Raw genomic sequence first — 14399 nt, forward strand, 5'->3', positions numbered from 1 at the left:
CCACAGGGAGGAATACCATAATGAAAAAAAGAGCGCTGATTAGTGTATCAGATAAGAGCGGGATTGTAGAATTCGCACAGCAGCTACAGGAACTTGGCTACGATATTATCTCTACAGGCGGCACAAAAAATATCCTGCTTGATAACGGCATTTTTGTCACGGGAGTCGAAGAAGTGACCGGCTTTCCGGAAATCATGGAAGGCAGAGTGAAGACCCTTCATCCGAAGATCCATGGAGGCCTTCTGGCAAAAAGAGACGTGAAGGAACACCGCCAGCAGATGGAAGAACAGGATATCTTCCCGATTGACCTCGTTTGCGTAAACCTCTACCCATTTCAGCAGACAATCGCCAAGCCGAATGTAACCGAAGAAGATGCCATTGAAAATATCGACATCGGCGGTCCGACAATGCTCCGCGCGGCTGCCAAGAATCACAAGTACGTAACCGTTGTCGTCGATTCCCAGGACTACGACATGATCATCAATGAAATCAAGGCAAACGGAGAAGCCCCTGAACTGCTGAGAAAAAAACTGGCAGCAAAGGTGTTCCGCCACACAGCGGCTTACGATGCCTACATTTCACAGTTCATGACAGACCTTGCGGGTGAAGAAAATCCTGAGGCACTGACGGTGACATATGAACTGAAGCAAACATTGAGATACGGAGAGAATCCTCACCAGAAGGCCGCTTTCTATAAGCAGCCGCTGGGATCTGAATACTCCGTGGCGATGGCAAGGCAGCTTCACGGAAAAGAACTATCCTACAACAATATCAATGATGCCAACGCAGCCCTGCAGATCATCAAAGAATTCGATCAGCCGGCTGCAGTAGCAGTAAAACATATGAATCCATGCGGAGTCGGAACGGGTGAAACCATTGAAGCGGCCTTTGCGAAAGCCTATGAAGCGGATTCTACCTCCATCTTCGGCGGCATCATCGCGTTGAACCGTGCTGTGGATGAGGAAACAGCTCAGCGCCTGCATGAGATTTTCCTTGAAATCATCATTGCCCCAGCATTCACGGACAGAGCAATGGAAATCTTGAGCGGCAAAAAGAATATCCGACTGTTGACCGTTCCATTTGATACAGCTAAAAAAGTCGAAGACAAACTCGTTTCCATTGAAGGCGGCCTGCTTGTCCAGGAAGACGATACGTTCACGCTTGAAGATGCCGAATTAAAAGTCGCCACCAAACGCGAGCCGACTGAAGCAGAATGGGAAGCAATGAAACTGGGCTGGAACGTCGTGAAGCATGTGAAGTCCAACGCGATTGTCGTAGCGGATAAAGATATGACACTCGGCATCGGTGCCGGGCAGATGAACCGTGTCGGTGCTGCCAAAATCGCCCTTGAACAGGCTGGTGTGAAAGCAGAAGGAGCGGCGATGGCTTCCGATGCGTTCTTCCCGATGGACGACACCGTAGAAGCGGCTGCCAAAGCAGGAATCACAGCCATCATCCAGCCGGGCGGATCGATCCGTGATGAAGACTCCATCAAGAAAGCCGATGAGTACGGCATCACGATGGTCATGACGGGAGTTCGTCATTTTAAGCATTAAGAGATAATTGTAACGGGGCAGTGGCGAGTTATCGGCGGTTTGGTGTCGGATAACGACCGATTCTTGTCGAATATCGGCCGAACTCCGTCGAATATCGACCAACCCGTGTCGGATACCGGCCAATTCTTGTCGAATATCGGCCGAACCGTGCGAGCGGGCGGCTGGAGATGAATCCGGCCGGGAAATTTGCTCGAGAGAATGGGCTTATCGGCGATTTCGTGCGGTTTATCAGCGGTTTTCGTAATTTATCGGCTTTATGGCCATTTATCAGCGATTCTTGAAAGCTTATCGGCGATTAGCATGATTTATCGACTAACCGACAATTATCGACACAGAACTAGATGATCCTGTTTCCCGATTTTAAAGAAGGATGCATTTTAAAAGCTACTAGAGTGATTGGAACGGAAGGTGTGCGACCTCCTGCGGGAATAGCGGGACAGGTGAGACCCCACAGGCGAAGCCGAGGAGGCTCACCTCCCGCCCCGCGGAGTCGCGCACCTAGAGTGGAAATCAGAGGTCAAATAATTTTAAGAAAATGGTGCACCAGCTGCACCTATACATAAAAAAGGGGTGTCAAAATGAACGTACTTGTCATCGGCCGGGGCGGAAGAGAGCATGCGCTTTGCGATGCCTTGCAAAAAAGCCAGAGCGTCAAAAAGGTGTACTGTGCACCCGGGAATGCCGGAATAGCACAAATGGCAGACACAGTGAACATTGATGAATCTGATTTTGCAGGACTCATCGGATTCGCGAAGGAAAACAACATCGATTTGACAGTAGTCGGCCCGGAGGTTCCCCTTTTTGAAGGGATCGTTGATGAATTCAGGAGCTCAGGATTAAGAGTATTCGGTCCGGACAAACGGGCTGCCGTCATCGAAGGAAGCAAGTCATTTGCCAAAGAATTGATGAAAAAATACAGCATTCCGACGGCTGCATACGAGACGTTCACGGATTTCCAAAGTGCCAGGGAATACGTTCTGAAAATGGGAGCCCCGATTGTCATCAAAGCCGACGGGCTTGCCGCTGGAAAAGGCGTTGTCGTCGCCATGTCTGAAGATGAAGCATTGACGGCTTTGGAAGAAATGCTGTTAGAGGCCAAGTTTGGGGAAGCATCCGCGAAAGTGGTCATCGAGGAATTTTTACAGGGAGAAGAGTTTTCTTTGATGGCTTTTGTCGATGGGGAAAAGGTGTATCCGATGGAAGCCGCACAAGATCATAAGCGTGCTTTTGACGGGGACCAGGGCCCGAACACTGGAGGGATGGGCGCTTATTCTCCGGTTCCGCATATCAGCGTTGATGTGATCAGTGAAGCTGTGCAGACCATCTTGATTCCGACAGCAAAAGCGATGGAGTCACAAGGAAGATCCTTTAAAGGTGTGCTTTATGCAGGATTGATTTTGACTGCCAAAGGCCCTAAGGTGATTGAATTCAATGCGCGCTTCGGCGACCCTGAAACACAGGTGGTCCTGCCAAGGCTGCAGTCCGATCTTGGTGAAGTATTTTACAAGATCTGTGAAGGCGAAGAAGTGACGCTTGAATGGGATCAGCGCGGAGTTGCCGGTGTTGTCTTAGCCGCGGAAGGGTATCCGGAATCTTATAAAAAAGCGGTCCCGATTGGCGGGCTTGAGAAACTGCAAGAAGAGACGCTTGTTTACCATGCTGGAACCGTTCTAGAAGACAGCGGCCGTCTGGTATCCAATGGCGGGCGTGTGCTGCTGATAGCTTCCGTGCAGGAAGAGTTGGAAGATTCCCTTGGCCAAGTGTACAATGAGATCGGCCAACTGGATATCCAGGGCCTGTTTTACAGGAAGGATATCGGCCGCCGGGCTATCGAACGCGCCGCTTCCGTCCTTTCCGAATAAACACATAAAGAATGGCGATAATTCCGCCGATCACTGATATAAGAACGTAAGAGATATCCATGACATATTCCCAGAACATATGTCTTCACTCCAATCTATTAAGATTTGTAACAACAGGGTGCCCATTTGGACACCCTGTTGTCTTTCTTTAACACTTTAAACCGCTAAAAGGGACAGTCCCCTGTGGTGCTTCACCGCGTTACCGCAGCGGGGGACTGTCCCCCATTGCGGTGGTGCGTTAAAGCGTCCTTAGGATGGGTTATAAGGAAGGTCAGGCATGTCCGTTCCTTTTTCGTCCCTGTCGATGTCTTCTGTTTTCTGGTTTGATTCTTCGTTGTTCCCTTTTAGCATGGATGCCAGGTTCAGCATGCTTTTGCCTTCTTTTGGACCGGAATCTGAATTCTGGTTTTCAAACATGGCTGTGATCGGGCAGAATCGGAGGATTCCTTCTCCTACTTTCATTCCGCCGAGCAGGGCCATCCATAGGTATGAGTCTCTCCAAGGCATTTTTACAAGCTTTGCTGTAGCCCATGAGAGGACGGTAAAGCCCACTGTTATCCTGATCAGGGCATTGACGATGCCGATGTTTTGAGTAACCTTCATTTGATTTCCTCCTTACAAAAATTTAACAATCTTTTCTGTAAACCTTTAATGCGTTAAAGTCCAATCTGTGATAACATAAATAATTAATAATTGATAACTTGTTAAGCTGAATTCCTAACTTAGAGGAGTGTTCATTGTTGGTACAACGATACAGATGGAAAAACAAGCAGCTGCGTGAACATATAGATGTTTTAAACGGCGATTTGAAGCCGACAAAGATCTTGAAAAATGCCGTATACCTGCACTCGGTATTAAAGAAATGGGTCACTTCCCATATATGGATCTACCAAGACCGCATCATATACTGCGGCGAGCAACTTCCTGAAAATCTCGATGGGTGTGAAGTGACGGACTGCCGTCATTACTTCCTGGTCCCTGGCTATATAGAACCTCATGTTCACCCGTTTCAACTTTATAATCCCCATTCTTTTGCCCATTATGCATCCCAAACTGGAACAACGACTTTCATCAATGACAACCTTATGCTGTTTTTATTGATGAATAAAAAGAAAGCGTTTTCTTTATTGGATGAACTGAAGAAACTGCCGTTTTCAATGTTCTGGTGGGCCCGGTTCGATTCACAGACGGAGATGCAGAGAGAAGAGACTGTCTTTTCCCATAATGAAGTGAAATCATGGATCAACCATGAGGATGTAGTGCAGGGAGGAGAGTTGACCTCCTGGCCGAGGCTGCTGGATGGAGATGATATGATCCTTCATTTGATGCAGGAAGCGAAAAGAGTCAACAAAGTAGTCGAAGGGCACCTGCCGGGGGCGTCTGAAAAGACTCTTGCAAAACTGGCCCTCCTCGGCATAGATGGCGACCATGAAGCCATGACAGGGAAAGATGTCTATATGAGGCTGATGCAGGGATTGGCCGTGACTTTAAGAAATTCATCCATTCGGCCTGATTTAGATAAACTTCTGGACGAAATGAAGGAATATGAGATAGAAAATTACAGCGAAATGATGCTGACGACAGATGGTTCAACTCCGGGATTTTATGAGAACGGGGTACTCGACGACCTGATTTCCAAAGCGATTGAAAGCGGCATTCCGTTGATTGATGCCTATCATATGGCGAGCTACAATGTGGCAAGACACTACCGCATTTCTCATCACCATGGAATGATTGCGGCGGGAAGAGTGGCAAACATCAACTTCCTTGAAAGCAAAGAAAATCCGACTCCTGCAGGCGTCATGGCCAAAGGGGAATGGGTGAAGACCTTCCAAGGCGAACAGGCTGATGTTCCTGCCCCGGATTGGAAAAAGTTTGGTCTCGCACCGTTGAACATTGAGTGGGAGTTGACCAACCATGACTTGCAGTTTTCCATGCCTTTTGGGATCGAAATGGTCAATGAAGTCATCACAAAACCGTATTCAGTGGGAATCGATGCTTCGGAAACGGCTCTTTCTGAAAATCACGATGAATGTTTCCTGATGCTGATCGACCGAAACGGAAAGTGGCGGATCAGCACGATGTTGAAAGGCTTTGCCGCCAGCATCAAGGGATTTGTCTCTTCTTTTTCTAATACCGGCGATATCATTTTAATCGGAAAAGACAAGAGAGATATGATGCATGCCTTCAATAGGATGAAGGAAATCGGCGGGGGGATCGTCCTGAGTGAAAACCAGGAAATCCTGCATGAAGTTCCTCTTCCTGTCGGCGGGATCATGTCTGATAAAAAAATGGAGGACCTGATTGAAGAAGAAAAGGAAATGAAGGAACTCCTGTTTGCCAGGGGCTACAGCTTCAATGATCCTGTCTATACGCTGCTGTTCCTCCAGTCTACACATCTGCCTTACATCAGGGTTACACAGCGGGGAATATATGATGTTATGAAGAAAACGGTACTCTTTCCCACGATAATGCGTTAAAATGTTAAAGTAAGGATAAAAGTTTTGGTTTAGGGGTGTATTTTTTAGATGTGGAAAAAAACTGCGATAGCGGCAATGACCGCTTTACTGCTGACAGCATGCAGTTCTGACAACGAAACAACTGAAACCAATGATAACACGGCAGAAAATAATACAGAACAAAATGAGACTGCCAATCAGGATACAAATGAAGAATCAGCAGAAGCACCATATCAGTATCCGCTGACAGGGTTCGGAACAGAAGAGGAAGCGGAACAGAGAGCGGTGGCTGTGGTGGTCAATAATCATCCTAAAGCGCGTCCACAGTCCGGGCTGAATAAAGCGGACATCATTCATGAGGTGCTTGCTGAGGGCGATATCACCCGGTTGGTTGCTGTGTTCCAAAGTGAACAGCCTGAAAAGGTAGGTCCTGTAAGAAGCGCGCGTGATTATTTCATTGAATTGGCAGAGGGCTATGACAGCTTTTTTGTAGCACACGGCTACAGCCCGGAAGCAAAAGAAATGCTGACGAGCGGTGTGATCGACAATATTAACGGAATGGAATACGATGGTTCATTATTTAAGCGGGCGGATTTCCGCGTGGCCCCTCATAATTCTTATATTACCTTTGAAAATATCGAAAAAGGCGCGGAGAAGGTCGGAGCTGAAATGGATACCCCTCCGGAACCTTTGGATTTTGTGAAAAAGGAAGAGGTATCAGGGGATGAGGCATCATCTGTTGAAGTTTCCTACTACGGCAATCCTTCATTCTCGCCGGTTTATGAGTATGACCAGAAAGCGAAGAAGTACAGCAGGATGTCCGGAGGAGAAAAGACAGCGGATTATGAATCCGGTGATCCCGTTCTTTTGGATAACATCTTCATTATTGAAGCTCCCCATAAAATCATTGATGATTACGGCCGCAGGAGCATCGATTTTGAATCCGGCGGAAATGCGTATCTCCTTCAGCGCGGAAAGCTGTTGAAAGTGCAGTGGGAAAACAAGAATGGAAGAATCGTGCCTGCCGGGGATGCAAGCTTCATTCCCGGAAAGACATGGATCAATATCATACCTGAAAATCCAGGGTTAGAAGAATTCGTCACAGTACAATAATTGAATAGAAGGAGAAATGATCATGCAAATCAATAAAATTAAAGGTAAGGAATTGGACCAGCTTTTCAATGCGATTTTATCCCTCCAAGATATCGATGAGTGCTATCGTTTCTTTGATGATCTTGCGACAATCAATGAAATCCAATCTCTTGCTCAGCGCCTGGAAGTGGCAAGGATGCTTGAAGAAGGTAAAACCTATCATAAGATTGAAGCGGAAACAGGTGCAAGTACAGCAACAATCTCCCGCGTGAAACGCTGCTTGAACTACGGAAACGACGCCTATCAAATGGTGCTGGATCGTGTCGGCAGCCAAAAGGAAGAAGAAGAATAACCCGCCGGCCATCCGGTTAAAGGACCGTCACAGAACACTGTGCCGGTCCTTTTTATGTTGTAGCACTTTACCGCACTACCGCAGCGGGGGACAGTCCCCCACTGCTTTAATGGGGTAAAGCAAGAACAATAATTGGAAATAGAACCCACTTCAACCCTCTACGGCTCCCTCGTTAATTGTCGATAGGAATGGTATAATGTTTTAATGGAATTGAAAGAATTGGAGGATGTAAGGATGTACGATGTCAGAGAGTGGCGCCATGTGTTTAAGCTCGACCCTGCCAAGGAGATCAGCGATGATGATTTGGAGAAAATCTGTGAATCTGGAACGGATGCGGTGATAATAGGCGGGACGGATGATATCACCCTTGAAGGTGTCCTGGATCTGATGGCGAGAGTCCGAAGGTATACAGTGCCGTGCGCTCTCGAGGTCAGCAATATGGAATCTCTTACACCGGGCTTTGACTTTTATTTTATCCCGACCGTATTGAACAGCGATGATCCAATGTGGCTGAAAGGCCTCCATCATCAGGCGGTGAAAGAATACGGGGAGATCATGAACTGGGACGAGATCCTGGTGGAAGGCTACTGCATATTGAACGGAGATTGCAAAGCAGCAAAACTGACAGGTGCCAAGACAGATATCTCAAAAGAGGATGTTGCTGCCTATGCAATGATGGCCGAAAAAATGTTTCACCTGCCCATCTTCTACCTGGAATACAGCGGAACGTACGGGGACATTGAATACGTCCGCGAAACAGCAAGAGTGCTGGAAAACACAACACTCTTCTACGGCGGCGGAATCAAAACACCGCAGCAGGCAAAAGAAATCGCAGAACACGCAGACGTCATCGTCGTCGGGAATATCCTCTACGACGATTTAAAGGCAGCCTTGAAGACCGTTGAGGCAGTGAAGTAAAGAAGTTTAACTAATATATTTATGTTCCTAGCATGAAGGACTGTCCAGGGAATTTATCTTATATTTATTGTCTTACTAAAGACTCAGTGTTGTTTGGAGCGGAAGGGGGTGCTACTCCTGCGGGATAAGCTGGACAGGTGAGACCCCGCAGGCGCAGCCGAGGAGGCTCACCGCCAGCCCCGCGGAGTAGTGCCCCCTGGAGCGGAAAACAACCAGCACACAAATATATAGTCTTCATATAAACAACAGTACTTGATATAATAAGAACAAATGTTCGTTATGGTGGTGGAAAATAAAAATGCAATTTTTAACAGATCGATTACTGAATGGAATGAACCCCCAGCAGGCCGAAGCCGTCAAAGCAACTGAAGGCCCGCTCTTGATCATGGCAGGTGCCGGCTCCGGGAAAACCCGTGTGCTCACACACCGCATCGCCTACCTGATGGTAGAAAAAGGAGTCAACCCTTACAACATCCTGGCGATCACCTTTACAAACAAAGCAGCAAGAGAAATGAAAGACAGGATCGGCAACATCCTCGGAGGAGTAGCGGAAGAAATCTGGATTTCCACATTCCACTCCATGTGTGTCCGCATCCTCAGACGTGACATTGACCGTATCGGTTTCAACCGCAACTTTACAATCCTGGATTCAACAGACCAGCTATCCGTCATCAAGTCCATCCTTAAAGATAAGAATATTGATCCGAAAAAATTTGATCCTAGATCTGTCCTCGGTTCCATTTCTTCAGCAAAAAATGAACTGAAAACACCCGAGGAATTTTCGAAAGAAGCCGGAAGCTATTATGACAATGTCGTATCGGACGTATATGAAGAGTATCAAAAGCGTCTCCGTAAAAACCAGGCGCTTGATTTTGATGATCTGATCATGACCACGATCCAATTGTTCCAGCGTGTTCCGGAAGTACTGGAATTTTACCAACGGAAATTCCAATACATCCACGTGGATGAGTATCAGGATACCAACAGAGCGCAGTATATGCTCGTAAAAATGATGGCTTCCCGTTTTCAGAACCTCTGTGTCGTAGGGGATTCCGACCAGTCGATCTATCGCTGGCGCGGAGCGGATATTGCCAACATCCTTTCTTTTGAAAAAGATTATCCAAGAGCAAATGTCATCCTATTGGAGCAGAATTACCGCTCAACGAAGACGATCCTGCATGCGGCCAATGATGTCATCCAAAAGAACATGAACCGAAAACCCAAGAACCTTTGGACTGAAAATAACCAGGGTGAAAAGATCACCTATTACAGAGGGGACAGCGAGCAGTCGGAAGCTCAGTTCGTTGCCGGTAAAATCAAAGAAATGACAGACAGCGGCAAGCGGAAATTCTCTGATTTTGCCATCCTTTACCGTACAAATGCACAGTCGCGTGTAATGGAGGAAATCCTGCTGAAATCCAATATTGAATACAGCATCGTAGGAGGCGTAAAGTTCTACGACCGTAAAGAGATCAAGGACATCCTTGCCTATCTGAGACTGATAGCCAATCCCGATGATGATATCAGCCTGCGACGCGTCATCAATGTCCCGAAAAGGGGTATCGGATCGACATCGCTTGATAAAATCGCCAATTACGCTGCGATGAATGACCTTTCAATGATGCAGGCCTTGGAGGAAGCTGATTTTATCGGCCTCAGCCCGAAAATCACCAAATCCGTCATTGAATTCAAGGACCTTGTGAAAGGCTATACACAAATGCAGGAATATCTATCTGTCACGGAACTTGTGGAAGAAATCCTTGAAAAGTCCGGTTACAGGGAGATGCTGAAAGCCGAGAAATCCATTGAGGCGCAGAGCCGCCTGGAAAACATCGACGAGTTTTTATCTGTTACAAAGAGCTTTGAAGAGAGCAACGATGATAAATCTTTGGTCGCCTTCCTGACAGATCTTGCCCTTGTGGCGGATATCGATAAGCTTGATGATGATGAACAGCCGAAAGATGCGGTCATTTTGATGACACTACATGCTGCCAAAGGGCTTGAGTTCCCTGTTGTCTTCCTGATGGGACTTGAAGAAGGGGTATTCCCTCACAGCAGGTCGCTTATGGATGAAGAAGAGATGGAAGAAGAGCGCCGACTGGCGTATGTGGGCATCACGAGGGCTGAAGAAGAGCTATTCATGACAAATGCCCAGATGAGGACGCTATTCGGGCAGACGAAAATGAATCCGGTCTCCAGGTTCATTGCAGAGATTCCGGAAGATCTCATTGATAACTTTGAACCGGAAAAAAGAAGCCCGTTCTCATCCGGAGGTAAAGCCGGTGCAGCAACTGCTTCAAGAACCCAGCAGCCGGCACGGAGAAAACCTGTTTCACGTCCTGTTCCAACGACTACAGGCGGAGAAGGGATCTCCTGGCAGGTTGGTGACAAAGCCGCACACAAAAAGTGGGGCACAGGAACGGTTGTCAGCGTGAAAGGCAGCGGAGATGGAATGGAGCTTGATATCGCATTCCCGAGTCCAACAGGCATCAAACGCCTATTGGCGAAGTTTGCTCCTGTTGAAAAAGTATAATTTGACGAGAAAGGGCTGTTATTGTGGATATCAAAAGCGCAGAGCAAAAAGTTACCGAACTTCATAATCTGTTAAATCAATATAATTATGAATACCATGTGCTGGACAAGCCATCAGTTCCCGATGCCGAATACGACCGGGTGATGAATGAACTTATTGCCATTGAAAATGAATTCCCGGAGCTGCGGACGGCCGATTCACCTACACAGCGGGTGGGCGGAAGCATATTGGAGGCTTTTGAAAAAGTTGAGCACAGAACTCCCATGCTCAGTCTCGGAAATGCTTTTAACGAAGATGATCTCAGGGATTTTGACCGCAAAGTCCGCCAGGCTGCAGGTGAAGACTATGCTTATGTATGTGAATTGAAAATTGACGGACTGGCGGTTTCCCTGCGGTATGAAGACGGCCTGTTCATCCAGGGGGCGACAAGGGGAGATGGAACGACCGGCGAGGATATCACCGCCAATCTCAAGACCATCAAATCGATCCCGCTCCGGATTCCGGAGTCCCTCACAATGGAGGTGAGAGGGGAAGCCTTCATGCCGAAGAGGTCCTTCGAGGCTCTGAATAAGGCGAAGGAAGAACGGGAGGAAGAGCCGTTCGCCAACCCACGTAATGCAGCGGCCGGTTCATTGCGCCAGCTTGATCCACGCGTTGCGGCATCACGCAACCTGGACATCTTTCTATACTCCATTGCTGATGTCGGCGAAACGGGTGTCGATTCACACAGCGAAGGCCTGGACCTATTGGATAAGCTGGGTTTCAAAACCAATAAAGAAAGAAAAAGATGCAGTAACATTGATGAAGTCATCCAATATGTTGAAGGATGGGTCGAGAAACGCCCGGACCTTCCGTATGACATCGATGGCATCGTCATTAAAGCGGATTCCCTCCAATTGCAGCAGGAGCTTGGTACGACTGCTAAGAGTCCAAGATGGGCGATTGCATACAAGTTCCCTGCAGAGGAAGTAGTCACACTGCTGAAGGATATTGAGTTGAGTGTCGGCAGGACGGGAGTCGTCACCCCTACTGCACTCCTTGAGCCGGTGAAAGTAGCCGGTACAACGGTACAGCGTGCATCCCTGCATAATGAAGACCTGATCAGGGAAAAGGATATCAAAATCGGTGACTATGTCGTTGTGAAAAAAGCAGGGGACATCATCCCGGAAGTGGTGAATGTCCTTGAAGAAAGGCGTACGGGAGACGAGCAGGATTTCCGCATGCCTGAGAATTGTCCGGAATGCGGAAGCGGTCTTGTCAGACTTGAAGAAGAAGTGGCTCTTCGCTGCATCAATCCAAAGTGTCCTGCTCAAATCAGGGAGGGACTGATCCATTTCGTTTCACGGAATGCGATGAATATCGACGGACTTGGTGAAAAAGTCATCAGCCAGCTGTTTAAAGAAGGGTTGATTGTCGACGTCGCCGATATCTACCGGCTCCAAAGAGAACAGCTTTTACAGCTGGAAAGGATGGGCGAGAAGTCGGTCGACAACTTGCTGAATGCCATTGAAGCATCAAAATCCAACTCGCTGGAAAGGCTGCTGTTCGGTTTGGGCATCCGCCATGTCGGAGCAAAAGCAGCCAAAACACTGGCGCAGGAATTCGAAAACATCGACAACCTCAAGAATGCCTCAAAAGATCAATTGACAGCCATCAATGAAATCGGTGATAAGATGGCAGACGCGGTTGTTGCATATTTTGAAAAAGAAGAAGTGTCCGAGCTTATCAACGAGCTTCAAACAGCGGGAGTCAACACGGAATACAAGGGACCTAAACCGGTGAAAGCGGAAGAAATCGACTCTTATTTTGCAGGGAAAACGATTGTCCTTACCGGAAAGCTTGAACAGCTCGGCCGTAATGAAGCAAAACAGAAAATAGAAGAGCTCGGCGGGAAAGTGACCGGTTCTGTCAGTAAGAAAACAGACCTTCTCATTGCCGGGGAGGATGCCGGTTCGAAGCTGGCGAAAGCCGAGGAGCTTGAAATTGAAATATGGGACGAAGAGAAGCTGATTGGAGAACTTAACCGTTAAAGGTGGAGAAATACATGAAGAAATGGTTGGCTGCAGCCGCTGCTGCTCTTTTGCTGGGCGGCTGTACTCCTGCTTTTGAAATTGAAAAACAGGAACAAGTGGTGGAAGAAGATGAAAATCAGCAATCGGAAAAAGCGATCATCCCTAATTACCAGATTTCCGATAAATACTATAAAACATTGCTGCCATATGAATCAACGGATACCAGAGGGATGGTCGTCAACAACCTGCAATCCCGCTATGATATAGACGTATTTGAATCAGGCCTGGTCAGGATGGCCAAAAATGCTTTCTCGACTGATCAGTACTTGTTCAAAGAAGGACAGGTTCTAGATAAAGCAACGATTCAATCCTGGTTGAACAGGAAGTTTACAAGCGAGCAGTTAGAAGAAAAAGGGTTGAAAGAAGAGCAGAACGTCGGCCTTAATCCAGTAGAAAATACCCCAGGGGAAGGGAAGGATACGCCTATCTATCTCGCCCATGTGATTGAACATAACTACTTGGAAAAAGTCGAAGATAACAAGATTCAATTGGCTGGAGTGGTGGTAGGCCTCGCGTTGAATTCAGTTTCTTATTATCAGGACCAGAATACCGGTGAAACACGCCAGACAAACATCAGCCACGATGAAGTCCGGCAGCAGGGGGAGCAAATAGCCCAGGAAGTCATCAAGAGGCTGCGGGAGAAACCGGAGCTTGATGGAATTCCGATTACCATTGCGCTATTCGAACAATCGAGCAAAGATACCGTCACTCCAGGGAGTTATTTTGCCTATGCGACAGTAGATGCGGGGAGTGCGTCGATCGGCGAGTGGCAGGGTGTGAATGAAGAACACTACTTTTTCCCGTCAGTACAGGCTGAACAAAATCATCCAAAATACTTGAAAGTGTTCAATGATTTCAAAGATAAAATTGAATCCTACTTCCCGAATTATGTCGGTGTGGTCGGATATGCCTTTTTTAAAGACGGAAAGATGGAGAACATGGAGATAGATATACCCATTCAATTCAACGGAAAAGCCGAAACGATCGGCTTCACGCAGTACACAGCGGAGCTTGCCGCTGAACTGTTTCCAAAGGAAATGAATGTTGAAATCGAAATCACCTCAGCTGATGGGGCAGAAGCGTTGATCGTCCTGAACCAGCAGGGTGAGCCGTTTGTCCATATTTATGAATAATGGTGGAGACTGACTTTTACAGGTCAGTCTCTTTTTTTGTTTCGAAAAAATTCCTGGATGCATAGGGGGATTTAACTTGGAGAAAAATAAGTTCGTCATTACTCGCCAATGCAAGCTTGGACGTCAGCTGGCAGGAAGGATTACATTATTCAAAAATAATTTATTGTTTTTTAAGAAATTAGCTGTACTTTAAAAAATGTTTTTTTTTAAGTAGTTTCTCGGCATTTATTACGAAAGGTTGATTGGAGCGGAGGGTGTGTGACCTCCTGCGGGAATAGCGGGACAGGTGAGACCCCGCAGGCAAATCCAGCTCCAGCGGCCAGCGACTAGCAGATTTCGGTCTCCTTCCTTGCGATAAGTCATCATCAACTCACTTTGTTCGTTGTGATTCCTTTATCTCATCCAGGAGCCCTCCAATCTGT

General features: G+C 47.3%; 11 protein-coding genes. 9 read left to right on the forward strand and 2 right to left on the reverse strand.

The features are described 5' to 3' along the window. The first annotated feature begins 20 nt into the window (after positions 1-20). Together purH and purD are read left to right on the forward strand one after the other, a co-directional pair. Positions 21-1556 (forward strand): bifunctional phosphoribosylaminoimidazolecarboxamide formyltransferase/IMP cyclohydrolase, encoded by a 1536-nt coding sequence (gene purH / locus ACOJQI_RS01875; protein ID WP_421382985.1) that lies wholly within the window; start codon positions 21-23, stop codon positions 1554-1556. A 578-nt stretch (positions 1557-2134) separates the two neighbouring features. Then, a complete protein-coding gene (gene purD / locus ACOJQI_RS01880; protein ID WP_421382987.1) occupies positions 2135-3418 on the forward strand; it encodes a phosphoribosylamine--glycine ligase in 1284 nt (427 codons plus the stop codon). Here the strand turns inward: purD and ACOJQI_RS01885 are convergent. Continuing rightward, positions 3384-3497 (reverse strand): EYxxD motif small membrane protein, encoded by a 114-nt coding sequence (locus ACOJQI_RS01885; RefSeq protein WP_421382989.1) that lies wholly within the window; start codon positions 3495-3497, stop codon positions 3384-3386. The genes purD and ACOJQI_RS01885 overlap by 35 nt on opposite strands. Before the next feature lie 170 nt (positions 3498-3667). Beyond that, positions 3668-4021: a YgaP family membrane protein gene (locus ACOJQI_RS01890; RefSeq protein WP_421382991.1), complete on the reverse strand. Its 354-nt coding sequence runs from the start codon at positions 4019-4021 to the stop codon at positions 3668-3670. A 134-nt stretch (positions 4022-4155) separates the two neighbouring features. Between ACOJQI_RS01890 and ACOJQI_RS01895 the strand changes: the two genes are divergently transcribed. From ACOJQI_RS01895 to ACOJQI_RS01925, 7 genes are all read left to right on the forward strand, one after another. Next, positions 4156-5898 carry an adenine deaminase C-terminal domain-containing protein gene (locus ACOJQI_RS01895; protein WP_421382993.1) on the forward strand — a complete coding sequence of 581 codons (1743 nt, stop codon included), beginning with the start codon at positions 4156-4158 and terminating at the stop codon, positions 5896-5898. A 48-nt stretch (positions 5899-5946) separates the two neighbouring features. Then, a complete protein-coding gene (locus ACOJQI_RS01900) occupies positions 5947-6990 on the forward strand; it encodes a DUF3048 domain-containing protein (protein ID WP_421382995.1) in 1044 nt (347 codons plus the stop codon). Between the two features lie 22 nt (positions 6991-7012). After that, positions 7013-7321: a YerC/YecD family TrpR-related protein gene (locus tag ACOJQI_RS01905; protein WP_421382997.1), complete on the forward strand. Its 309-nt coding sequence runs from the start codon at positions 7013-7015 to the stop codon at positions 7319-7321. 234 nt (positions 7322-7555) lie between these two features. Beyond that, complete coding sequence (locus tag ACOJQI_RS01910; protein ID WP_421382999.1) at positions 7556-8239, forward strand: heptaprenylglyceryl phosphate synthase; 684 nt, start codon at positions 7556-7558, stop codon at positions 8237-8239. 298 nt (positions 8240-8537) lie between these two features. Then, entirely contained in the window at positions 8538-10772 is a 2235-nt protein-coding gene (pcrA, locus tag ACOJQI_RS01915; RefSeq protein WP_421383001.1) for a DNA helicase PcrA, read from the forward strand. A gap of 23 nt (positions 10773-10795) precedes the next feature. Then, positions 10796-12802: an NAD-dependent DNA ligase LigA gene (gene ligA / locus ACOJQI_RS01920; RefSeq protein ID WP_421383003.1), complete on the forward strand. Its 2007-nt coding sequence runs from the start codon at positions 10796-10798 to the stop codon at positions 12800-12802. A 14-nt stretch (positions 12803-12816) separates the two neighbouring features. Beyond that, complete coding sequence (locus ACOJQI_RS01925; RefSeq protein ID WP_421383005.1) at positions 12817-13977, forward strand: CamS family sex pheromone protein; 1161 nt, start codon at positions 12817-12819, stop codon at positions 13975-13977. The last annotated feature ends 422 nt before the right edge of the window (positions 13978-14399 follow it).

This window comes from Bacillus salacetis (genome assembly GCF_049177075.1).
In the GTDB taxonomy this organism is placed as follows: Bacteria; Bacillota; Bacilli; order Bacillales; family Bacillaceae_B; genus Rossellomorea; species Rossellomorea salacetis_A.

Bases quoted from the DNA above. Each gene is read 5' to 3' on its own strand.
- pcrA (WP_421383001.1), top strand. From the start codon at position 8,538: ATGCAATTTTTAACAGATCGATTACTGAATGGAATGAACCCCCAGCAG.
- ACOJQI_RS01890 (WP_421382991.1), bottom strand. From the start codon at position 4,021: ATGAAGGTTACTCAAAACATCGGCATCGTCAATGCCCTGATCAGGATA.
- ACOJQI_RS01910 (WP_421382999.1), top strand. From the start codon at position 7,556: ATGTACGATGTCAGAGAGTGGCGCCATGTGTTTAAGCTCGACCCTGCC.
- purD (WP_421382987.1), top strand. From the start codon at position 2,135: ATGAACGTACTTGTCATCGGCCGGGGCGGAAGAGAGCATGCGCTTTGC.
- ACOJQI_RS01885 (WP_421382989.1), bottom strand. From the start codon at position 3,497: ATGTTCTGGGAATATGTCATGGATATCTCTTACGTTCTTATATCAGTG.
- purH (WP_421382985.1), top strand. From the start codon at position 21: ATGAAAAAAAGAGCGCTGATTAGTGTATCAGATAAGAGCGGGATTGTA.
- ACOJQI_RS01925 (WP_421383005.1), top strand. From the start codon at position 12,817: ATGAAGAAATGGTTGGCTGCAGCCGCTGCTGCTCTTTTGCTGGGCGGC.
- ACOJQI_RS01905 (WP_421382997.1), top strand. From the start codon at position 7,013: ATGCAAATCAATAAAATTAAAGGTAAGGAATTGGACCAGCTTTTCAAT.
- ACOJQI_RS01900 (WP_421382995.1), top strand. From the start codon at position 5,947: ATGTGGAAAAAAACTGCGATAGCGGCAATGACCGCTTTACTGCTGACA.